This is a genomic window from Niastella sp., from assembly GCF_045805085.1.
Taxonomy (GTDB): domain Bacteria; phylum Bacteroidota; class Bacteroidia; order Chitinophagales; family Chitinophagaceae; genus Niastella.
Map to the genome: position 1 here is coordinate 1 of NZ_JBJMLX010000083.1, position 24,620 is coordinate 24,620.

Annotated in this window: 14 protein-coding genes; 5 read left to right on the plus strand and 9 right to left on the minus strand. The window is 45.2% G+C overall.

Translation table 11 applies throughout. From position 1 onward, the window contains the following. The 3 genes from ACJ751_RS03945 to ACJ751_RS03955 all read left to right on the plus strand — a co-directional run. Positions 1-1,204, plus strand: a 1,204-nt coding sequence (locus ACJ751_RS03945) for a sensor histidine kinase (RefSeq protein WP_407744071.1), incomplete at its 5' end; no start/stop codon positions are given. 71 nt (positions 1,205-1,275) lie between these two features. After that, a complete protein-coding gene (locus ACJ751_RS03950) occupies positions 1,276-3,450 on the plus strand; it encodes a TonB-dependent receptor domain-containing protein (RefSeq protein ID WP_407744072.1) in 2,175 nt (724 codons plus the stop codon). Positions 3,451-3,578: 128 nt separating this feature from the next. Beyond that, positions 3,579-4,574 carry a phosphatase PAP2 family protein gene (locus ACJ751_RS03955; RefSeq protein WP_407744073.1) on the plus strand — a complete coding sequence of 332 codons (996 nt, stop codon included), beginning with the start codon at positions 3,579-3,581 and terminating at the stop codon, positions 4,572-4,574. A 189-nt stretch (positions 4,575-4,763) separates the two neighbouring features. Here ACJ751_RS03955 and ACJ751_RS03960 read toward each other — a convergent pair whose 3' ends face one another. Then, positions 4,764-6,977, minus strand: coding sequence for an alpha-N-acetylglucosaminidase (locus ACJ751_RS03960; protein ID WP_407744074.1), 2,214 nt, complete (start codon positions 6,975-6,977; stop codon positions 4,764-4,766). A 337-nt stretch (positions 6,978-7,314) separates the two neighbouring features. Next, the gene (locus ACJ751_RS03965) at positions 7,315-7,599 is read right to left on the minus strand and encodes a hypothetical protein (RefSeq protein ID WP_407744075.1); all 285 of its coding nucleotides are present in this window, start codon (positions 7,597-7,599) and stop codon (positions 7,315-7,317) included. 371 nt (positions 7,600-7,970) lie between these two features. Between ACJ751_RS03965 and ACJ751_RS03970 the strand changes: the two genes are divergently transcribed. Next, a complete protein-coding gene (locus tag ACJ751_RS03970) occupies positions 7,971-8,699 on the plus strand; it encodes a DUF6250 domain-containing protein (protein ID WP_407744076.1) in 729 nt (242 codons plus the stop codon). Positions 8,700-8,799: 100 nt separating this feature from the next. Here ACJ751_RS03970 and ACJ751_RS03975 read toward each other — a convergent pair whose 3' ends face one another. From ACJ751_RS03975 to ACJ751_RS03990, 4 genes are all read right to left on the minus strand, one after another. Next, entirely contained in the window at positions 8,800-9,870 is a 1,071-nt protein-coding gene (locus tag ACJ751_RS03975) for a sterol desaturase family protein (RefSeq protein ID WP_407744077.1), read from the minus strand. Positions 9,871-10,421: 551 nt separating this feature from the next. Continuing rightward, positions 10,422-11,723, minus strand: a complete 1,302-nt coding sequence (locus ACJ751_RS03980) for an NCS2 family permease (RefSeq protein WP_407744078.1) — start codon at positions 11,721-11,723, stop codon at positions 10,422-10,424. Positions 11,724-12,088: 365 nt separating this feature from the next. Continuing rightward, positions 12,089-13,738, minus strand: coding sequence for a RagB/SusD family nutrient uptake outer membrane protein (locus ACJ751_RS03985; protein WP_407744079.1), 1,650 nt, complete (start codon positions 13,736-13,738; stop codon positions 12,089-12,091). A 50-nt stretch (positions 13,739-13,788) separates the two neighbouring features. Further along, positions 13,789-16,779 carry a SusC/RagA family TonB-linked outer membrane protein gene (locus ACJ751_RS03990; protein WP_407744080.1) on the minus strand — a complete coding sequence of 997 codons (2,991 nt, stop codon included), beginning with the start codon at positions 16,777-16,779 and terminating at the stop codon, positions 13,789-13,791. Positions 16,780-17,347: 568 nt separating this feature from the next. Between ACJ751_RS03990 and ACJ751_RS03995 the strand changes: the two genes are divergently transcribed. Beyond that, a complete protein-coding gene (locus tag ACJ751_RS03995; protein ID WP_407744081.1) occupies positions 17,348-17,896 on the plus strand; it encodes a Crp/Fnr family transcriptional regulator in 549 nt (182 codons plus the stop codon). Positions 17,897-18,575: 679 nt separating this feature from the next. Here the strand turns inward: ACJ751_RS03995 and ACJ751_RS04000 are convergent. The 3 genes from ACJ751_RS04000 to ACJ751_RS04010 form a co-directional block, all read right to left on the minus strand. After that, positions 18,576-20,933 carry an Ig-like domain-containing protein gene (locus ACJ751_RS04000; protein ID WP_407744082.1) on the minus strand — a complete coding sequence of 786 codons (2,358 nt, stop codon included), beginning with the start codon at positions 20,931-20,933 and terminating at the stop codon, positions 18,576-18,578. A gap of 137 nt (positions 20,934-21,070) precedes the next feature. Next, positions 21,071-22,681, minus strand: a complete 1,611-nt coding sequence (locus ACJ751_RS04005) for a glycosyl hydrolase family 18 protein (RefSeq protein ID WP_407744083.1) — start codon at positions 22,679-22,681, stop codon at positions 21,071-21,073. 33 nt (positions 22,682-22,714) lie between these two features. Next, the gene (locus ACJ751_RS04010; RefSeq protein ID WP_407744084.1) at positions 22,715-24,433 is read right to left on the minus strand and encodes a carbohydrate-binding protein; all 1,719 of its coding nucleotides are present in this window, start codon (positions 24,431-24,433) and stop codon (positions 22,715-22,717) included. Positions 24,434-24,620: the final 187 nt, after the last annotated feature.

The window sequence follows — 24,620 nt, forward strand, 5'->3', positions numbered from 1 at the left end:
ATTTGTGGTGGGTAGTGTGGCATTTTATGTTGTTTTGCGCGCCGTTTTGCTCAAGCAGTTGGATGCATCCCTGCGTACAGAACAAACGGAAATAATCTCCTATGTGCAAATGCATAATAAACTGCCGGAGGTGGTGAATGCCTATAACCAGCAGATCACCTATGTGGTTACCAATAAGCTGCAGCCGGGAACTATATATTATAGTGAAAAGGCGACGGACCCGGATAGTAATGAAATGGAATGGATGCGGAAACTGGCTTTTGATATTAAGGTGGGGGACAAAAGTTACCGGGCAACAATAACCAAATCGCAGGTGGAAACCGAAGACCTGTTACAACTGGTTATAATAGTCGGCGCTGGCATGATAGCACTCATCTTGCTGGCAGGTTATGTCATCAACCGCATGGTGATAAAGCGCCTGTGGAAGCCTTTTTACAAAACTGTAGAGGAGGTTGAGCAATACCAGTTGGCCAAACAGCTGGCCCTGCAATTACCGGTTAGCGGCGTTAGCGAGTTTGATCTGTTGAACCATCAACTGATTAGCATGACGGACCGCGCGCAACAGGATTACCAGGTGGTGAAAGAGTTCAGCGCCAATGCGGCCCACGAAATGCAAACCCCGCTGGCGGTGATTAGAACGCATATAGAAGCATTGATGCAGGATGAAAATGTATTGCAGCACCACGATAAATCCATTCAAACCATTGGCCAGTCTGTAAACCGGTTAACCCGCCTGAACCATGACCTGCTATTACTGGCGCGCATCGAGAATGGACAATTCCCGCTACAGGAAAAGATCGATCTGGATAAAATAATTCTGCAAAAAACTGACGAGTTAGCGGAACTCCTGGCTTCAAAAAGGATTACGATCCAAACGCAACTAACGCCGGTGTATATCTCCTGTAACGCTCACCTTGCGGAAGTTATCGTGAATAACCTGTTGAACAACGCCATCCGGTATAATAAAGATGGGGGGATTATTAAAATAGAACTGACCTCCCATCAATTGACCATATCCAACACGTCTCTATTGCCCGCCCTGGAAAAGGAAAAAGTAAGCCAGCGTTTTTATCGCCATCCCGATACAAAAGCAGATGGGAACGGACTGGGCCTGTCGATCGTAAAACAGGTGTGTGCAGTAACTGGCTATACATTACAATATGATTACCAGCAGGGATTACATATCTTTTCTATTACATTATAAGGCTTCAAAATCCTGACAGATTCCCGGACTAGGTTGCATGCGTATTAAATGGTTCGTTATAAAATTAACGCATGAAGAACTGGATGCTGTTTATTATATGCCTGGTATGCACATTGGCTGTTTCTGCTCAGGGAATTTTCCGGGTAACTGTTAAGGATAAAACAACCGCACAGGCATTGCCCGGGATATCGGTTACTCCAACCGGCGGCAAAGGCATTGTTACCAATGACAGTGGCCAGGCCGTGATAATCGGGCTGTCAGCCGGCAAACACACCATTCAGTTTTCTTCAGTAGGGTATGAACTCTTTATACTCACCGTTACTTTGCCCGATACCAGCTGGCATGAAGTATTGTTAACTGCTACGCATAAAGAAATGGAAGAAGTAACAGTACTGGCCAGCACCCGTAATAACCAGCGGATGGAAAACTCTCCGCTGAAAGTGGAAGTGCTGGGAAAGGAAGATATGGACGAAGAAAACGCTATTAAACCCGGTAACATTGCCAGTATATTGGGGGATGTAAGCGGCATACAAATTCAGCAATCCTCAGCTGTATCTGGAAATTCAAATGTACGTATCCAGGGTTTGGATGGCCGTTATACACAAATATTACGCGATGGTATGCCACTTTTTGATGGGTTCAGTGGCGGCTTTGGCATTATGCAAATACCACCGCTCGATCTTAAACAGGTGGAGCTGATAAAAGGATCTGCTTCTACACTATATGGTGGCGGCGCTATCGGCGGACTTATCAATCTTATCTCCAAACGGCCCGGTTATGAACAGGAGGGGATGTTTACGTTTAATCAGAGTACGCTAAAAGAAAGCAATTTCAATACATATGTAGCAAAACGAAATAAGAAAGCAGGCTATAATTTTTTTGGTGGCATAACGCACCAGGATGCTGTTGATGTAAATGATGATAACTTTTCCGACGTGCCAAAGATTGATGCGGTGGTCCTGCATCCCCGGTTCTTTTTTTATCCGGATAGCAAAACAACCATTGCACTGGGTTATACCAGTACCTTTGAAACCCGCAATGGGGGCGATATGCAGGTGATAAAAGCAAAAGGAGATGCCCTGCATCAATTCTTTGAAAAGAATAAAACTGATCGTCATACTGGTGATCTGTTGGTTGATCGTACAATAGGTGGCGACAACAGGCTGCAGCTGAAAGCCAGCGTAACCTCCTTTGACCGGGAGATCACTACCAACATCCATCATTTTAAAGGGAACCAGTTCAATTATTTTACTGAAGCTTCTATACTTATTCCTAAAGAGAAATACAGTTTTGTAGCCGGGGTAAATGCAACCGGCGACCGTTTCAAAATACTACCTTCCGATCCGGTAGCATTAACCGATTTTAATAATAACACTGTAGGCGCCTTTGCCCAGGCTACCGTTAACTTACCGGTAAATACCATCCTGGAAGCTGGTCTCCGGGCCGATCATCACAACCACTATGGCGACTTTGTATTGCCACGCGTGGCATTATTTCACCGGTTCAATGAAGAATGGGCTACGCGACTGGGGGTAGGCTTCGGTTATAAAGCACCCAACCCGCTGGCCGTACAAACTGTAGATTACCCCATCCAGGATATCCAATCATTACCTCCCGGTATACAGGCAGAAAGATCAATAGGCTACAATGCGGAGATCAATTACAAAAAAGAGTTTGGCGAAGAAAGTTCCATATTCATAAACCATGCTTTCTTTTTAACGCAGATCAACAACCCGGTTATTGCAACGGAAGAAGCCGCAGGACCGGTATCGTTTAACAATGCCGGCAGCCATATACTCACGCGTGGCTTTGACACCTATGTTCAACTAAAACTGCACGATTGGGAACTGTATGCCGGGTATACCTATACCATTGCAGAAAGAAAATATTTAAAAGACAACCAGTTTATGCCGCTCACGCCCCGCAACCGGTTTGCATTTGTAGCGGTATACGAAATAGAAAGCATCTGGCGGTTTGGATTGGAAGGATCTTATACAGGTACACAATATCGTGATGGAGATACAAAAACCCCGGATTATCTGTTTATGGCGCTGATGCTGGAAAGGAAGTTTGGCAAAAAGGTCAGCCTGGTGCTGAATTGCGAGAACCTGCTCGATTACCGGCAAAGCAGGCACGAAGCGTTATATACCGGAACCATCACCGATCCCACGTTTAAACCTTTATGGGCGCCAATCGATGGACGGGTGATAAATATCTCCATCCGCTGGAATTCGGGGCATAAATAGGATACCCCTGGCAAGCTTCAAAAACTCTTCAGAATTAAGTAGTTAATTGAATAGTAACTAATATGTTGGATGGCATAATATTTTAATGCATTACTGCGAAGTCCAACATACATAAAATGTCTTTCAACATGAGACAGAAGCTACGAAATGGTATTTTCTGGTTGATGCTATTACCCTTTACAGTATTGGCGCAGAATGATACAATACCAAAGAAACTGGATAGTTTAAACAAACTGCCGCCTGAGTTAAAAAGAGGCAATAAAGACAGCATCGGGCGGGAATTCTACAATCAGAAAACAAAGATCACGTTTCCTGTTTACTTTACTTTACTGGGCGATGACATCAAACAACAGGTTACCTCGCCATTTCATGCAAAACCACGCGACTGGTACAGAACAGCCGCTGTAGTGGGCATAACCGCCGGGGTATTGCTGTTAGATAAACCTATTAGCCAAACGGCCGTAACCTGGCGTAAAGAAAGTCCTACATTGGTAAACACCAGTAAATTCGTCACGCGGTTTGGCGGTCCATATGAAGTGTATACGCTGGCTGCCCTCGGCACCTATGGTTTTCTTTTTAAAAATGAAAAGATAAAGACCACCACCTTCCTGGCCACCCAGGCTTATATTTCATCGGCAGTGATCTTTGAAGCACTCAAGTTTTTATCGGGAAGGCAACGACCATATTATTATAATCCGGAAATTAATTCAAATAAATCTCTCTGGCATGGCCCGTTTTATCAATTTAAAAAAGACGCGAACGGTAACAAACCTGACAACTACTCCTACACTTCATTTCCATCGGGGCATACAACGCTGGCTTTTGCTGCCGCTACCGTATATGCCATGGAATACAGCGACCGGCCTGCAATTAAAATTCTTTCTTACGGTGCCGCGACTGTTATTGGTTTAAGCCGTATTACGGAAAACAAACACTGGGCCTCTGATGTGCTTATAGGAGGGATAATCGGTCACCTCATAGGCCGGCAGGTAGTGAATAATTATCACCGGTATGCAAAACTGAAATCGGAACAGGCTGCGGCTAAAAAGAAAAATACATTATCATTTGCCCCCAGCTATCAATTTGGCAAATGGTTACCCGGGGTTGTTTATTCGTTTAAGTAAGGCAAAGGGCAGAGGGCAAAAGGCAAAGGCCGCGACGCGGCAAAGCAACTTCCAAGTTGAAAGCCTCATTCTTGTCTCCCGGTTCCTTTATCAACTCTATCAACCTTTTCAACTCTATCAACTTTCTACATTATTCAACAAACCTCCTTTTCCCTAGTTAACTTGTCAACGTGTCAACTCGTCAACAGGTCAACTGGTCAACTTCCCCCTATACTTCTTATAAAGCATTTGGCATACCTGAACACTATTACCAACAGGTCCTACAGGAAATAAAGACTGGCTATTTACCCATTTCCATTCCCAGTTGCGAATATTTTCCTCAAATTGTTTCAGGTCGGGTGTTGAACCGGTACGTAAGGATCGTTGCAATACCGTAAAGAATTGCTGCCAGCGGGGTTTGTAAAAATCATTCAGCAACCCGCTCCATTGCCGGTTTGAGTATTCATGCAACGGACTATTGGCATCGCCCCAAAGGGTGATTAAATCGCGGGCGTTCTGTTCGTACAGGGCTTTTTCAGCAGGCGTGGCGCCATTGCTGCGCGCAGTAGATAACCAGGGGCCCAGCATAAAATCTTTACGGGTGGCCAGCAGCAGATCCATATCGCTGATGAGTTGCAAAAAATCTTTACTGTATTTGTTGAAAGCCGTGCTGTCTTTCTCTTTGAATGCAGCCACCCATTTTTTTTGTAACGGGGCGGCATAGTTGGCGAGTACCTGCCGGGTAACATCCACCAGGTCATATTGAAAACCGTCGGAATTGACGCCTTTGGCGGCAGCCTGGATAAACAGGTCCCAGGCAGGCAACAGGTCATTTGGTTCATAGTTGAGTTTGGTGCGTGTCCAAACAGTAGTGGAATCAAATGTAGGCCGGCCGGTAATGATCGATTCGGCGCCATCGCGAATTACAGCGCCATTATACACTGTTTTCCTTAGTATTTGCCAGGCGTTCACCAGGTTGTTGTTATTGGTGCGGTAACGGTTCAGCACGTATTGGGGGATCCAGGCATCCAGATCAACAGGGGTGGTTTGCCAGGTATGTTGGGTCATCAGTTCATACATCACCGGGTTTTGTTCAATGGCTTCCATGGTTAACCCAATGCCCCATAGCTTGCCCGAGGCCTTGTCGTTCAGGGCTTGTGCCGGTCCTGAAGCTACGCCATCCATGCGGCCAAACAGGTTTACATTGCCGCCAAAATTGTGCAGCATATTCCAGATCCAGGGTTTGCCATAAAAGGCATCGGTGCGTTTCCAAACCGGTTCAATCTCTGCAGCCAGATCCAGCAGGATCATTTTATTATCCGGAACTGCTTTCAACAGCGCTTCAATCTGCGGCGCTTTCCAGAATTTACGGTCACTATAGAACAACCAGCCTTGCATCACCCAGGTGGCTGCCGTATCGGCCTGCTTCATGCCTTCATAAATGCGGGCGCTCAATGCGGAAAGAAACGCCGAATCATCAGAAGGTGGTTCGTTTTCATTGAAAGTATCTGCTGAGTACAGGTGATCGGTTCCAAACAGGGTTGTTTGCTTTTGCAGAAAGCGTTTCCCGATTGCTGCAAACAACGGGTCTTGCGAATCCAGAATATAGGTATCGGCAAAACCATTCGTCCAGTTGGTGGCTTTTAGTTTGGCGTTTGGGTATTTCTTTTTGAACGCGGGCGGAACGTGTCCGGTAAAGGCAGGCAGTACCGGTTTCATGCCCAGCTCTCTTTCGCGTTGCAGTATTTTTTCCTGTAATGTTTTATGGCTTTTCATCCAGCTTAATGGCAACGGACCGCCCCAGGCATCGAGGTTGCCCATCCAGAACCAACCAAAATAGGCCGGGCCGCAAAAGAAGTTTTTCAACTCCTCATCGGTAAAGCCCATTTCTTTATACACTTCGTACCAGGTATATTCTTCGCCGGTAATGGCCAGCGGCATATTGATGCCATGCAGGGCCATCCAGTCAATTTCTTTTTGCCAGCGCTCCCAGTTCCACCAGCTCATGCTGTAATTGAAGGTGCAATAGTTCAAATAGTAGCGATAAGTATAGGGCGTAGCCTTATGTACTTTTTCTTTCACTATAGGCAGAGAGGCGGGTAGTTGCAGATTGGTGCCGTTCCAGGTGATCTGGCAATGACAATATTCAGTAAGATAATGATACAGGGCGCAGGCGATGGAGGTGCCATTATTACCGCGAAGTACAATGCTTTTGCCGCGGTTTTCCACTTCAAACACATCTTTTCCGTTTTCGGCAGGCAGGTCTTCAACAATAAACGAGGCGGCATAACGGGGGATTACCCGTTTTATTAAATCGTAGGAAGCTTTGGTGCTTAACTGGGCGGCAATCGTTGCGGGCAGCATCGTTACCAGGAACAGCAATATAAAATTGCCAGTCCTGAGTCTTCGTATTTGTTTTACCATAGTTTAGTAACTGGTTATCAGACCAATTGGTTACGCAAACAAGATAAAACCAATTATTTACTTTCGGCCAAAAAGCCCTTCATATAGTAACGAAACCCTTTTCGTAAACCGCGATTATTACAAATACCGTGTTTATACCCTGGTTAAAAAGGCCGGAATTTTATAAATTAGGTATATCAACTCATTATTGGGGATTGTGAACAGACAAAATAAAACAGGGCATTACTCACGATGCTCTGTTCTTTTTTTTGGGGGAAGTAAGCTGGTAGAGTTGACAAGTTAACTTGTTAACCAGTTAACCTGTCAACTTAAATTTCGAAGAATATCGCAACAATTATTATGAATGATGTAAATGATAACGTACTCTGCTCTCCAGCTTTTCCAGGTTCTTATCTTTCATTACAGTAAAAGAAAATTTCTTACCCGTTTTTGAAGCGGCGCGCACCACTGCATCTATTACTTCGTTTATGGATGCCTTCTCCTTGCTTTTAAACTCCACGTTACCAGCATCAGCTTTGGCCCCCGCTGCCACCAATGATTCTTTCTGCATTTCAGTATACAGGTTTGAGTAATCGGTCGGGTTCGCACTATGTAATTCAACGCGGGCAGTGAATGTGTTCATATATAGACTATTTAATGGTTTGAAATAAATGAATTGCCTGATCCTTTTTTGTTAATGATCGATTATGATATTATTAATAATCGCCATAATAAGCTAAGCCAAATTATTTAAACAACGCTGTTTTGTTTAATGGCCACTACTATTAAAAAAGCGTGCCAATGTATAACAATGGGGATATAATAACAAAGAGCTTACAATGGTTACATGCTTAATACCCTACAAATTTAGTTGGATAATAGATGCAACCAAACTATTTAACAACTAATTACTCATAAATATAAGTTACTGTCTCAGGTTGGTGCAGGATGGAGTTTCCGTACAGCTGGCTAATTTCCCTGTATCATTTAACGATCAAAGGCTTGCTTATAAATATGCAAAAACGACATATATCCTTCACTATTACTTTTGTCTTTTTTATCTTATGGACAGCGGGGCCTATCCCGGCCAGGGCACAACAGCAAACAGCTACCAGCTCATTGGAAGGCGGTACGTTGATATACTCAGATAGTTTTTCAAAACGGTTAGACACCCATCAATGGATCGTTGAAACAGCGCCTGAGGAAAGCACATCAGTATATGCTCAGAAAGATAAGTTGGTGTTAGATACCAAAGGCGGCGTAACAGTTTGGTTGAACCGGTTATTTAAAAACAATATTCGAATTGAATACGACCGGAAAGTAGTGGTAGCGGGCGGCGTGAACGATCGCCTGTCGGACCTTAACAATTTCTGGATGGCCACAGATCCACATAATAAGAACCTGTTTACGCGCAAAGGTGTGCTGGAGTCGTATGACTCGTTGCAATTGTATTATGTAGGCATGGGTGGTAATACCAATCGTACAACCCGGTTCAGAAAATATGAAGGCAATGGAGAGAGAAAGTTATTGCAGGAATTTTTAGATGCAGCCCATTTGCTACAGCCCAATAAAGTATATCACATTGCGATCGTTGTGAAAGACGGGGTCACTTCGTATTGGGTGGATGGCCAGTGTTATTTCTCGTATAATGACCCATCGCCATTAAAGGAAGGTTATTTTGGTTTCCGTAGCACGAAGTCACATCAGGAAGTGAGTCAGTTTAAAGTATATCAATTGAAGTAATAAGAGGTAAGTTCATAAGTTATTAAGTTCGTGGGTTCTTAAGTTATAAAATAACTCATGAACATAATAACTTATGAACTAAGAACAAAAAGCACTTTCATCAGGCCTGCAGCGAATAGCCTGCTGCGGTTTCCTCTTCTTTTAGGGCTGGGGGGGTATCACCAACCTCTGGTCCATTAGCCGCCAGTTCACTGCCTTCTTTCCTGGATTTAAAAACGGGCCATAAAAATTGCGCATACCATTCTTCCTGTTTATAATGTTTCAACCCATATGCTTTGGGATATTGCCGTGTAATGATGCCCGTTTTAAAGAGCACATCCCACAAAAAGAACATATTGCCAAAATTCCCTTTATAATGACCAATACCATCATCATTGCTATCGGCATGATGCGCATGATGGGTAGCAGGCGTGGAAATAAGCCGCTCCAGCACCCAGCCGATTGGTTTCAGCCATCGGATGGTATAAAAAGGTTTGTCCCAGGGAATGCTGGAATGCGCACCTGTAGTGATCAATGATTTTATTCCTGTGACAAACAACGCGGAATATCCAAGACCCAGATAGGTGAGGGAAGTGGTTAAATAGATCTGCGAAAAGAAAATAGTATAGATCACATTTTGCCGGCTGGCCATGGCCATACCCATATAAGGCGCAGAGTGGTGGGTACGATGAAAACGCCATAAGAACGGTAACTGGTGATGCAGGCGATGGTACCAGTACTGTGTAAGGTCATCTGCAATGGCAATGATAAAAAAGCCCCACCAGAAGGGGATCCAGGCAAAAGCGTCTTTTCCGCCAGGTAAAAGAATGGGCAGCACTTTCAATCCAAAATAGGCAATAAGCGGACGAATGATAAACTTCGGTGCAATAAAGCAGATGATATCCAGTATGCGTTCATTCTTTGTCCATTTGTTTTCATACAAGCCTACTGCAAATTCAACAATACCCAGTATGAGCATAATTGCGGGCAGTCCCCAGGTACTTAGATTTTTAAAGATCGCTTCCAGAAAATGCGGCGCTTTGAAAGGTAATACGGCCGGGCCATGTTGTTCCCAGGGTCTTGATCCGGTAATATAAAAACTAAGGAACATCAACACAACGGGCAGTGCATAGATAAACACACTGATCAACCCATCGCGGGATACTTTTTGTGAGAGCGTGGCTGGTTTCATTGTATAATAGATTTGATTATCGATTAATGATAAGTAGATCAGCGAGCCAGAGACCTCCGGCAATTATTACCAGCGGTATCAAAAAAATGAGAATGCCAACGGCGATCTTTTTTGAAAGGATAATTACATCTGTTGTTGTCATAGCGATTAGTTTTAATGGAGCGTTCGGCGACTATTTAAATGAAAAGGTTAGTATCTATCAGTAAGGGTCGAATAGCAATACAGCAGCCATGCAATCGTGGAGATCAGCAGCAGTAGTAACAACAACAGCGGTGTTTAGTATACCTTGCTATATACATTATAAATTATTTGGTGCCGGTAAAAGCAGTTTCCCGGTTTAGGGTTCCGGTTAGGCGAATAGATATTACCTGATAGTACAAGATTACTATCTTTTTATAAGTCCACCAAAATAATGGACTGATATTTTTAGTGGTTAGGCTGGTTCGGTAAGAAGTAGGTGTTGTAAATAAATGGAGGAAGGCAGTAGGCAGAGGGCAAAGGGCAAAGACTTCATCGCGGCAACCGGTGACTGGTAACTGGCAACGGCCTTTCTATTCAAGGATCAACGCTACTATCGCAAAAGCATCAATGACCAACAATGCAATAGAAATATCCCCGTTCTTCCCCATGATCCATTTAATCCCGGTCCAGGTAAGGAAGCCCCAGATGATGCCCTGCGTTATACTATACGAAAAAGGAATAATAACCATGGCGAGAAAGGCGGGGATGGCTTCGTCGAGTTGGGTCCAGTTGATTTTGGTGACAGGTTGCACCATAAATACACCCACCAGTACCAATGCGGGCGCAGTAGCAATGGCCGGTACTACCGATAACAGGGGCGCTAAAAATAAAAAGGGCAGGAACAACAAGGCGCCGGTAATGGCTGTAAGCCCGGTTCTACCCCCTTCTTTAATCCCTACTGCAGATTCAATATAAGCAGTACCCGGACTGCTTCCCACCAATCCGGCAATGGTAGTGGCCATGGCATCGGTTATTAATGCCCGTTTTATATTACGGGGTTCGCCTTTTTCATCCAACAGGTTGGCGGCTTCGGATAACCCAACCAATGTGCTAAGACTGTCGAACATATCGGTAAATACAAAGGCAAAGATCACCGGCACTACCGACCATTGCAGGGAATGCACCAGGTCGAGTTTTAACACCAGGCTAAAATCCGGTGCGGCAAAAACTCCTTTCCAGGAAATGAGTGGCGGTGTATCCAACGCCCACCAACGGCCTATTGGTAAAGCTGCCAGCGTGGTGAAAACAATGCCGATCAGGATGGCGCCTTTTACCTGTCGGGTTACGAGTATGGCCGTGAATAATAAACCGGCGAGAAAGGTAAGCAGGGTAGGTTGCAATTTTCCAATGCCTACAATGGTGGCAGGGTTGTGCACGATGAACCCCGCATTTACAAAGCCGATAAGGGTAATAAATAATCCAATGCCTGCTGCAATAGCATAACGCAATGGCCGGGGGATGGCGCGGACAATATACGTGCGGATATTGAAGGCTGACAGTATTAAAAACAATATCCCGCTCCAGAACACCGCACCTAATGCTACCTCCCAGGGAACCTTCATGCCAATTACGGCGGAGAATGTAAAGAAGGCATTGAGTCCCATGCCCGGCGCTACCAGTACCGGGTTTTTTGCATACCAGCCCATCATTAAACTACTAAAAAACGACACCAGCACCGTCGCCGTCAACACCCCGCTAAAGGGCATACCGGCCTGGCTGAGCACAGAAGGGTTCACCACAATAATATAAGAGGTGGCCAGAAAGGAGGAGATCCCGGCAATGATCTCGGTGCTGCGGGTGCTGTTGCTGGTGGTGAGGTCAGTGGCAGTCATAAATGGAAGATAAGAAGAATGCAGCAAGCATCAAGCTTATAATCAGAGTATTATGGAGGTGATTTACTAAAGTTGGTATCTTATTACAGCGGTAACCTGTTTCCAACCAGAACAAGGAATTTGTATGGTCTTTTTATGACCTTACAGGGACCTAACAGGGACATAACAGGGACCTCACAGGGACCTGACAGGGATTTTATCCTTGTAAAGTCCCTGTTACCTCCTTGATTGGTCCTTGTTTGTTGATGTAAAGTCAGCTTCGAAATCAGCTGCCACCCTTGTATTGCTACCCCAGCTTCCCGGAAAAAAAAATCCCGCCCCGGTTAACCCGGGACGGGATTCGCTTATATTCGATGCATCCTTATTTATTTTTGATACCCATCATTCTGGGCCAGGTTTACGTTCAGCTTTCTTTCCGTGTTTGGAATAGGGAAAAGCTTCAGGTAGGCGTCTGTGCTCATTTTAGGTTTATCATACCCGGGTGTGGCCACATCACCGGGGATAGGATATTCTATCTCATATTTATCAAAACGGATCAGGTCGTTACGGCGCCAGTTTTCCCAGTACAGTTCGCGGGCGCGCTCATCGAGCAGTTCATCCAGGGTAACAGCTGTAACTGTTGGCGCCTTGGCGCGGGCGCGTACTTTATTCATTAATACCACTGCATCCTGCAATTCGCCATTTACGGTAGTAGGGGTGGCAGTACGTAAAATGGCTTCAGCTTTCATTAAATAAATATCGGCCAGGCGGAAGATCGGCATATCGTTGCCGCTCATGCGGGTAAGCGCGGTAGTAGCCCTGTCGGGATAGTACTTGATAGATCGAACACCCATACAACGGGCCTTGTAATCATTGCCCACATCAAAAGGCTTTTTACCGGTCATTACAAGCGTTTTGCTGATCTCCAACTGCCAGATCGTATCGCCGGCAGGGCCTGAATAGCTGGCATCCAGGTCTTTCTTGGTGATCTTTATAGTAAATGGAGTGCCGTCTTTATAGGTTTGTTTACCAACGAGCCAGGTGTTGTTGCGTTCATCACCGGGCAGGTTGAACCTGTCGTAAAATGCAGGCGTAGTGCTCATGGACACACTCAGGTTGTTAGGCACGCCATAAACAGGGTACATATACGCCATAAAGCCATGGCGGGTAAACTGGTTGCCATCCAGCAACAGCGGATCGTAAGGGATGGCGAAAATAGTCTCTGTAGTATTGGGACCATTATCCGGTGCAAAAACCGATGCATAGCTGGGGTCGAGGAAATATTTTTTAGAGGCAATAACACTGTCGCACATGGCTACTGTCTCGTTATATTTTTTATTTCCGGGGCCAAGGTATACTTCAGCATTGAGGTACATTTTTGCCAGCAGGGCATACACCATGCCTTTGGTTGGATGGGCATAAGTAGGAATAGGATTGTTAAGGTCTTTTACCGGTAATTTACCAACCACGGCTTTCAGTTCTTTTTCAATGAACGCAAACACTTCAGCTCTTGTTTTAGTAGCTGGTAAATCATTAACCGGAAATGTATCAACGATAGGAACGTTTCCGTAAATATCCATCATAAAGAAATAGAACAGGGCACGCATGGCCTTTACTTCAGCAGTAGAGGAGATGCGGGCAGGATCTGTTTCGGCCATGGATGAATTGGCAATGTTGCTTAATACCCGGTTGCAGGTATTGATGGCGCCAAATCCCCAGGACCATACATCCTTCACATTTGAGTGATCGGGTGTATACTGGTGGTGATGATGCTGGCGGTATTGTCCACCGTCATCATAGTTACCATCGCGGCCGGGAATAATGGCCTCATCGGTGGTCAGCTCCTGCATCCGGAAATATTCAATAGCATATTTGCTGGCCAGCTGGGTATAAATAGGGCCTATTAATGCCGTATAGTCGAGTGGCGTTTTGGGAAAGTTGCCAAGGGTGTATTGCGACTCCGGTGTAACATCCAGTTTAGAACACGCACTCGCTATAAAAACGATAGCTAGTAATGCGATCAATGTTTTTTTCATACTGGTAATTATTTATTATAGTGTGATCTCGTATTTTTTATTGAATAGTATTAGAACACGATGTTGGCGCCAATGATGATCGATCTTGTTTTGGGATAGAAGTTTTTAGCATCTATGCCTGGCGTTAAACCTCCGATATTGATCTCAGGATCGATACCGCGATAACCAGTGATAGTAAAGATGTTGTTCCCGGAAACATATACGCGCAGTTTGCTGATGGTCTTCACCTTTGTTTTGATCGAGTAACCCAGTGTAGCATTATCCATGCGAATATAGTCGCCCTTTTCCAGGAAGCGGTCTGAAGTGAGGTACGCCACATTATCAGTGAAGGCTTCACCCAGTGTGAATTTAGGTACGTTGTTGTTTTTTGAATCGGCGGGGCTGTTCAATTGCGCCAACGTATTGTTCAGGATCTTGTTACCGGTTACACCTCTTAAGAAGAAGTTCAGATCGAAATTCTTATAAGTAAAGGTGTTGTTCCAGCTAAACAGCAGTTTTGGCTGGGCATTGCCTGCAATCATGAGGTCGTTTGTACTCGGCTGGCTGGCAATGGTCTTTCCGTCTTTTGTGAGGAAGGTGCTGGTGCCGGCATCGTTCTTGCCCATATAATGCCACAGGCTGAATGTTCCCACTGGCTGGCCTTCAACAAGCACCTGGCTCCAGTTACCGGTTTGACCTTTTCCACCCAGATAAGCAAGGGGATAATAATCAAGTGCCTTAAATCTGCCGTTTGATAAGGAAACCACTTCATTCTTGTTATGTGATGCGTTCACTGTAGTGGTCCAGTTGAAAGCTTTGGTTTGAACCGGTGTAGCGGTTACAGTCACTTCAATACCGGTATTTTTTACTTTACCAACGTTGGCCGTCATGTAACTTGTAAAATATACAGTGTTTGGCACCTGGTAATTGAAGATGAGGTCAGAGGTATTTTTGATGTAATAGTCAATAGAACCGGTGATGCGGTTTTTCAACACAGCGAAATCAAGACCGATGTTGGTCATGGCAGTGCTTTCCCATTTCAGATCGGGGTTCTCATTGGTTACAGGTAACAGGCCATTAAGGTACAGGCCATTGTAATAAAATTTTCCGCTTGCATCGTAACGGGTAATGGCGGTGAATGCATCGAAGCCCAGTGAGTTACCCGATACGCCATAACCGGCTCTCAGTTTCAGGTCGTCAAATATTTTTTGATCGGCCATGAACGATTCCTGGGTAATACGCCATCCGGCTGATACAGTTGGAAAGTAACCCCAGCGGTTGTTCTTACCAAATGCAGAAGATCCGTCTTTACGTAAAGAGGCCTGGAATAAATACCGGTCTTTGAACTGGTAATTAAGACGGGCATAGTAAGAGATCAGGCGCAGGGTGGAGATGATGTTATTGTCGAACCTGATATTGTTTACCACCAATCCATTACTTACAGCCAGGTTGTTATAGTTGAGCAGGTCATTGGTATAGTTTTGGGTAGTGACACCAAAGCCATCGCCGGTGCGGTCCTGCTGCCACGAATAACCAGCCAGTAATTTGAAATTATGATCACCAAAGGTTTTGTCGTAATTGAAGAAAGATTCAATGATCTGTCTGTTGTTCTCATAGCTGCCGCGGTGGGCTCTGCCATTGGCGCCTACTGCCTGTCCTGAGCTTGCATTATTGTAGTAGTTTGAATCGATCCGTTGTTTCTGGTTTGAAATGCTCAGGGTATAGGTGAGGCCTTTCACGATCTTTACTTCAGCCAAACCGTTCAGTAAGGTATTTTCTTCTTTATTATCAAACAGGTTGTTGGCAATGATACCAACGGGGTTCAAATAACCGCCACGGCTTAGATCTTCCGTAAAAGAGCCATCGGGACGGTGCACCTTTACTGTAGGCATATAGGTAAGCATGTTGTTGAACAGGGCGCCCTGGTCAACGTCGCGGTGTTTGGCAGTGCTGTTGGTGGCTGAAAAAGCCAGACGCAGGCGGTCGTTAAAGAACTTGGTCTCTAAATTACCCCTGGCTATAATGCGTTTCAGCGAGGTGGTTTTTACAATACCCTGGTTATCGAAATAGTTGATGCTGGCGCCATACAGGGTATTGCCCTGTGAACCGGTGAAAGCCAGGTTATGGTTGTGTGAAACGCCTGTGCGCATCACTTCATCCTGCCAGTTAGTATTGGCGCCACTGTCGTTGTATTGTGATATCAGGCTTTGTCCGTTTTTACCCAGGTAATCTCTTAACTCATCGCCACTCAGCATATCAATTTTATTTGATACGGTTTCAATGGCAACATATGGGTTATAGGACAACATGGTTTGGCCTTGTTTTGCCCGGCGGGTAGTGATAATGATCACCCCGTTGGCAGCGCGGGCGCCGTAAATGGCGGTTGAAGAGGCGTCTTTCAGCACGTCGATAGATACGATATCGGTAGGGGCTACCAGTTCCAGGTTAGCGCCGGGTACACCATCTATTACATAAAAGGGATCATTGGCACCATCACGCAGGGTAGAAGGCCCACGCAGGATTACTGATGGAGTTTTGTTAGGGTCACCGCTGCGGGCGATGTTCAAACCTGCTACTTTACCCTGTAATAACTGGGTTGGTGAACCGGTTACTACCTGGTTAAAGTTTTCGTTGCTGATACTGGTTATTGAACCGGTGATATTCCTTTTGCTCGATTTACCATAACCAACTACCACCACATCGCTTAACTGTTTCGATTGAAGAGTAAGGGTGGTGTTGATGGTTGTCTGGCTGCCTACAGATACTTCTTTGGTCACAAAGCTGACCGCAGAAAACTGCAAAACGGCTTTGCCGGCAGGAACAGTGATCTCAAAATTTCCACTTTCATCGGTAGTCACTGACTTGTTTGTGCCACGTAGGGTAACGCTCACACTGGGCAGCGGGGCTTTATTATCATCTGTTACTTTTCCTTTAACTGTACGGTCCTGCTGTTGAAAGGCTAATACAGGTAATGTGAATAAAAGCATCAATGCTGTTAGCAATGGCAAGGTTGTTTTTCTGACAAGCGGGAAACAAAAAAAACGCATGATTTTTTTTCTCATAGTAAATGTTTGGTGTTACGAGATTGTAATCAGGGAGCCTTAATAAATTTAATTTTTAAAATGCAGGCATAGCACCGTTAGCGATAGTAAAAGGATAAGTAGTCGATTTTTGAAGAAAGCGCAAAGGGAAACTTTCGATATTACTAAAATGTGAACCGTGTATTAAATTATTGCTTAAGGCTGCAAAACTTTATTTAGCTATTTTCGTAATGGAGTGTTATTCCTAATTATAATAAAGGCATAAACAAGATCCCGGTCATACTTATTTATTCAAGATTGCTGTTGGGCGTGAGTGGAGGTTAGCCAGATTTGCGAAGGCTTGTGCCAGGCGGAATCCCCGGGATCTACCTGGGGTTCCGCTGGTCTTGTAATGTTTGCGTAGGTACAAACTTATGCGTAAAAACCAAAAGGAAGTTACGATTCAGGAAAAACAAATTATTAATTCCGAAATAGTATTTCCACGTATATGCAACACCTATTATTAATCATACCTTTGAAATACCGGTTATGGTCCTGTTGACTAGTGCATTCCCGCCTGCTGCACCATCCCGTCTATAATTTATATTGAATGAAAACGCTGAAAGACCATATTAAACGTACCATTTCCGTTACGGAAAATGAGTTGGAGCATATGGTGCAGTTATTTCAGCCAATGACCCTGGAGAAGGAAACCCACCTCATAAAATACGGTCAGTATTGTGAGAATTATTATTATGTAGAAAGCGGTTCGCTTCGTGTTTATACGATGGTCGATAACCTGGTGGTGACTAACTGGTTTGCTTTTGAAGGAAATTTCTTTACCGACCTTGAAAGTTACACTTATCAATGCCAGGCCAAATTCAATATACAAGCCATTGAGAATTGTTCTCTCTTGTATATATCCAGAAATAATATGAACGCCCTGCTGAACCAATACCCCGCCTGGGGTGAGCTGGTGCGCAAAACCTGGGAGCAGGCATTTTTGCGGTTATCACAAATTGTTTTATCGGTTCAAACCATCTCAGCCAAGGGACGGTATGAGCAATTGTTCAATCACCAGGATTTAATACAAAAGACCCCGCCCAGGGAACTGGTTTCCCTGCTAAGCATCACTGATTCTCCCTTAACTAAAGAATAATAATCAAAAAGAGTGATGGTCGATGCCCAGTGACCGGGCACCAACCACTCTTTATCATTGGTTTTTCAAATAGTAAAAATGATCCATTCATAAACATAATTTAGGTGATGAAAAGCCTGTATGTAGAATTATTCATTGGGAAGGAATGAGCTCGCAATCAGAAAGCAATCTTTAATAGCGGTATTCAGAGAGTTGAAGTGTCTTCAGTAGATGGGGAATATGATACCTAAGATACGTAAAATTTAGATATGACCAAAAAGTCAGTTGAAAAGTTGACGAGTTAACAGAGCCTGCCCCCATGAAGTGGGGGTTAACTGGTTAACTCGTCAACTGATTTACTCAGGAGTAAATATTAAGGTCGCTGTCGTTTTTGTTGCGCTTGCTATTGAGAAAAAAAGATAATATAATGCCAATCATAACAATGCCGGTGATAATGGGAAATGCTATTGGATTCATAATGCCGTGTTTTATATGAATGATTAGACGGTTAACGCCGGCTGATATTGTTAATGGCTTGTAAGTTTTTCGTTAACGGTTTCCTTCCCCGCCTTCGCCAGGGCTACGACGGCCAAAGAAAAACGGAGCGGGTGGCATGGTTCCCGCTCCGTGGGTGACGGAATGGACTAATGGACTATTCTTTCATGCCATTCTCTTCGGCGTACAAAAGTTTTAGCCTTTGTTAGCGCTTGATCAATTTCCTTGTTATGGTTTCTTTACCTGTATTTATTTTAACGAAGTAGATGCCGGGACGCAGGTTAACAACATTGATAGATTGCCCGCTTAGGATGCGTGGCGCTGAATACACCACACCGCCGTTGATATTAACGATGGATACATCAAAATGATCGCCCATATTGCCATACCGGATGACCATTTCGTTATCTACCGGGTTAGGCAATAATTGTAAGGTGGGCGAATAATTTATATACGGTACTACGCCGGCATCGGATGCTGCTGCCGCTGCTGCCATCGAGGCCCTGGCAGTTGTTTGACGAATTACTATGGAGCTTGTCCAGTCGTTTAAGTTTACGGTAGAACCGCCAGACAACCCTACGGTTACCAGGCATGATGCATCGCCTCTGAACAAATAGGCGGATCCGGCGAAATTATCATCACGATACAAAACCGCTTCATACCCGCTGTTCACCTTCATGGAAGAAATGTCGTCGTTCAATACACCCTTCGCCATCAGCTGGTTAAGCGTATAGGTTCCAATGGGCAGGTTGATGGCATAGCCGGCATAGTTGCAATCTTTATAAACAGTGACACCAGGGGTGTTACCAACTGATACCGTAATTTGGGTGGTAGCCTGTCCACCGCGATCGTCGGTAGCTACTGCTTTTACTGCATAGGTGCCTGCTGCCACGCCCGACCAGGCAAATGAATAAGGAGAAGAAGCGTCTTCGCCCAGTTTGGTGGAACCGTTAAAGAATTCCACTTTGCTGATAGTTCCATCGGAATCGGTAGCAGTTGCATTGATGGTAATATTTGCCGGTGCTGTAAAGGTGTTGCCATTGACAGGTGAGGTAATGGTCACTGAAGGCAATTTATTGCCGGTTGGGGTAGAACCGCCGGTAATAGTACCGGTAATGGTGTAAGTACCCAGCGATCCATAATTGGAATAACCGTTGGTAACCGGGTCGCCTGAACCCGTACCTGTAACCGAAACATAGTAATTGCCTGCCGCCAGCGTACTGCTGATGCCGGCATTTAGCCCGGTAGGATTGCTGGTGGTAATGACCGTACCATTTTTATCGTATAAAGTGGCCAGGATATCCAAATCAGGATATGCGGCGTTAGAAGTAAATGTCAGATTGAGATTGCCACCTGTAGTGCTGAAGGCAAACATATCTACATCGCCTGTGCGCTCTATTAACCCGGCATTGCTTACACTGCCTGCGGTGTTAACGGTGAGCGGTGCGGCTGCTGCAGTAGTATTGCCATAATCATCGGTGCGATACCCTAAGCCATAGGCTGAGCTGGTAATGATTGACAGATCGTCTTGCTTTTGGCTGGCATTGGCGTATTCGCCTTTACTCCATTGTACCAGCGATACGTAATAGCCCACGCCCATAATGGGAGCCCAACCGCCCTGACCCTCGTAGTATTCTTCAACCGGGTTGGTGCGTCCATCGTGTGAAAGCCCCAGCGTATGACCCACTTCGTGCGAACCGGCTTCGCCGGCCGCCCTGGCGCCGCTGTTAAATACCCAGCAGGGGGTATCATCATTTGTTTTGAAGGAACCTACATAAGCTACCCCGCCGGCTCCCGGGGCAGCCGTATTGGTAGGTGTAAAAATGCAACGCATTCTTCTTGTTTTCGGATACGTATTAAAAACGGCCTCACTGGTGGTGATGTTTATATGAAACGGGCGGTAATCTTCGCTGATAAGTTGCCATACCTTTTCTTTGTCAGCATCTGTTAAATTGGCCGGAGCTGCATTGATGGGATTACCGTTGTTCCAGCCAGTGCCTGAAACCAGTTGTCCATCGAAGTCGAGCAGTACACAGCCATTGCCACCGGGAAAGCTTTGCAGGTCGGTAACAGCTGCTGCTGCATTGGCGATAGCAGGGGCTGCGTTACTGGCGTTGGTTACTTCGCTGGTTGCCTGTTTATAGTCTATACAAACTACATTATTGATATCTGTTTCTTCAACAAATACTGCCCCGTTTTCGTCGGAATAATATTTATAGGCTTTTTTAGTGTTATGCAGCAAAATGTGGCCGCTCACTGATTTGCCTTCAAATAGCAGGTAGAACGACGAGTTGGGTACATTTTCAATGGTACCCGCCAGTTGTTCAGAACCTGAACTTAATGACCTGCGATAATTAATAGCAGCTGGCAATGAAAGGGAAGGGGATAATTGTAACTGCAAACTACTGAGCCCATTGGGTTTTTGTCTGGCAGCTATTTGCTTTCTGAAGCCGTTCAATACGTTGTTGCTACTGCCGATAGGATAACGTTTATCCTGTTGTGCATAGGTTGCGGAACCTACTACTACAAGGCCTACCAGCAGGTACAGATTTAATTTGTGCATGTTGCGTGGTTAAGATGTAAAATGTATAAAATAAAAAACCTGTCAGATCAAAGCTTTGTATTATGCATACGATGAATATGCACACTACGGTTTAGATCTGACAGGGTTATTAGCTAATTAACAGAACACAAAAACTACTACTTAATGAACTGGCGGGTGATCTTTTGCTCACCTTTAGTAAACATCAGGGTATATACACCTTTAGTCAAAGAAGATACATCGATCTTGTTTGAAGCCACACGTGCTGACATTACTATTTTACCGCTGATATCATAGATCCGGATGATGCCGCCTTCCAACGAAGTACCGCTTTGGATGTTCAGTTGTTGTTGAACAGGGTTGGGGTAAATGTTGAATGCTTTACCGTTTTGGATAGAAGCATCAACCAGACCAGTAAACGCTTCAGTACGGGCTACTTTTGTAGTAGTCACCGGTGTAATACGGATCCAGTTCAGGTTCCAGCCACCAGCTTGTGCGTACACCCCAAAGTTGTAGGTGCCTGCGTTAACAGTTACAGTCTGAGAAATGGTTGTCCAGTTCTGCCAGCCACCGGTGTTTGGCACAGCTATCTGACCCAGTTGAATAGAACCTGCGTTCAGATCGCACGATACAACGCCGCCACCATTCAGGCTGGCAACACGGTATTCAACTTTGTATTGACCGGTAACAGGGAAGTTGATGTTGTAGAAAGCCAACCAGTCAGCCTGATCGATCCAGCCTACATTCTGACCACCATCCACATCGGTAGTTGCTTCGGTTTGAATGCCAGACATGTTGCTATAGCTTTCAGCCTGGATCAGGATACCGCTTGTAGGAGGAGGAGGATTGGTTCCACCACCTCTGGTAAGAACTACATCATGAATAGCTGATACTAATGAGTATTGGTTAAACAGATCGTTGCTCAGCTCCCACATCATGATACCATTACCATTGTCGAATGCCAGGTTGGTTTTGTTTTTGATGGTAGTGATACCATTGTAACCAACACCATCATATGTGTCAGAATATGGGTCAGCGCCACGGTTAACCAGTTGGGCATATGATTCCCAGGTAGGATGACCGTAAAAAGGAACACCCAATACGCATTTTGATTTGGGTAAACCACGGCCAAGCCAATAGTTCATTGATTTCTGTGCATAAGCATACGTTGAGTGCTGATAGTCGTTTTCATCATAAGCCATCAGGTTCAAAAAGTCAACTACATTGAACACTCCGTTCAGGATACTTGCTCCGCCATCGCCTACTACAGCCGCAGTCAAAATTTTGCCTCGGTTGTGCATTTCGGTAGACAGTGCCGTCATCAGCGTCAGGTAGTTGTTGGCAGAAGCGCCATTGTCCGGGTATTCCCAGTCAATATCAACCCCATCGAGGTTGTACTGATTAACCAGGCTTATCAGGGCATTGATGAAGGTAGAACGAGAGCCGCTGTTAGCAGCCAGTCCTTCAAAACCACTGTCATTACCATCGTTCCAGCCACCTACGGAGATCTGCACCTTTACACCATTGGCATGCGCCTTGGTTACCAGGCTCGACAATTTTCCTGGGTTGTCAAGGCCTTGTAAAGTACCATTGCTGTTAGGCAGAATGAAAGCATAGTTAATATGAGTAAGCTTACTGTATTGCACAGTATTTACATCACCAGCCCATGATGGCATATAGCCAACCACTTTGAACTGCGCTGATGCGCGCTGTACCGATGCGAATAATAGAAGAGCAAGGAAGATCCTTCCCGGTAGATTTTTCTTCATGATCTTAGATTTTTGATTTACAGGATGAATGGTTTATTTCACAAACTCTTTAGTGATCCTCGTTTTGTTTTTGGTGAATACCAGGGTGTATACGCCTGGCGCCAGTGCAGATACATCGATGTGGTTAGAGGCGGGTCTTGCCGTAATAACCTGTTTGCCGCTGAGATCAAAGATGCGAATGAGTCCGCCCGACAATGATTCGCCGCTGGTGATGTTCAATTGTTGTTGAACCGGATTGGGATAGATGGAGATTGATTTACCTGATTGCACAGAATTTTCGATCAGGTTATTTACCATGGTTGTTTGTCTGGCGCCGTTCAACGGTGTGATCCGGATCCAGTTCAGGTTCCAGCCTCCTGCTACGGCATAAATACCCGGATTGTAAGTGCCAGCAGTTACATTTACTGTATGTGAAATGGTGGTCCAGTTTTGCCAGCCACCGGTAGAAGGTATATCGAGTTGTCCCAATACAATGGCGCCGGCGTTCAGATCAATTGATAATTTACCGCCGCCGTTCAAACTTGCCACGCGGTATTCTATTTTGTATGCACCGGAAGTAGGGAAGTTAACGGCGCTGTACGCCAGCCAGTCACCCGCATCTATATAACCCACGTTCAGGCCGCCGTCAGCGTCGGTAGTAGCTTCGGTTTGCACGCCCGACATATTGCTATAGCTCTCAGCTTGTATCAGGGTGCTGGTTGATGAAGTATTGGTGCTTACAACAAGGGAAGTGACTTTATCATTCCAGCCATCATCGACCAGGCATTCATCGTCACCGGTTTTAACCAGTGTACTGCCGGTGAAGTTGTCGTCCCAGTACAATGTTGCCTTGTAACCGCTTTGTACTTTTAAAGAAGAGATCTCGTCGTCATTAATGCCTTTGGCTATCAATTGCGCCCGCGTGTAGCTGCCGGTTGGGAGCGATACGGCAGTTCCGCTGTAGTTACAATCTTTATAAAATGTTACCGGGCCCGTAGGTGTACCGCCACCATCCTGGTAAACGCGCACATAATCAACATACATTTTTGCGGGTAAACCACCGTTGTCGATGTTGAAGCCAGGCCAGTTACCGCCAACAGCCATATTCAGCAGAATGAAGAAGTTGTTCTGGAATTCGCTGGTGCCATTGATACCGCCGCCAATATAAATTTCATGGTATTTAGTACCATCTACAAACCAGCGGATGTAGTTGGTATCCCATTCAATACTGTAAATGTGGTAATCGGTTACGGTAACAGCGGTATTGCCACCATAGGAAGCATGCTGGCCATTGGGGTCTGACCAGTGTGCTGTGCCATAATTTATGTTTTCGGAATTGATATGTTCCATAATATCAAGTTCGCCACAGGAAGGCCAGCCAACTGATGAAATATTATCACCCAGCATCCAGAACGCAGGCCAGATCCCTGAGAATGCAGGCATCTTGATACGTGCTTCTATCTTGCCGAACTTCCAGGATCTTTTGCCCTGGGTCTTCATGCGGGCCGAGGTATAGTTATAACCGCCAAATGATTCCTGTTTGGCTGTGATAACCAGTTGTCCGTTTTCAACTGTAGCATTCTCGGCGCGGTAATATTCCAGTTCGTTATTGCCCCAGCCGCCTCCGCCGTTACCGGTTTCAAAATTCCAATCGGCGCTGATGCCATTGGTAAACTCATCCTGCCACACCAACTGCCAGTTCTGGGCATGTGCGCTCTTTTGAAGCGTGGTTAGTGCGCCCAATAATAAACAAGTGGGTAATAGTCTTTTCATAATATAAATGGCTTTGAGGTGATTTAATTTTTTAATAATTAAGCAATGGCGAATCGTGAAGCATAGCGCTTACGCGAAATGCATAGGCATAACATAGCGCCGGTTACAGGTAACCGGAAACTGGTAACGGGTTATCCCGACGCGTCGGGAACCTGCAACCTGTTTTCTGCAACCTGAAACAAGTCAA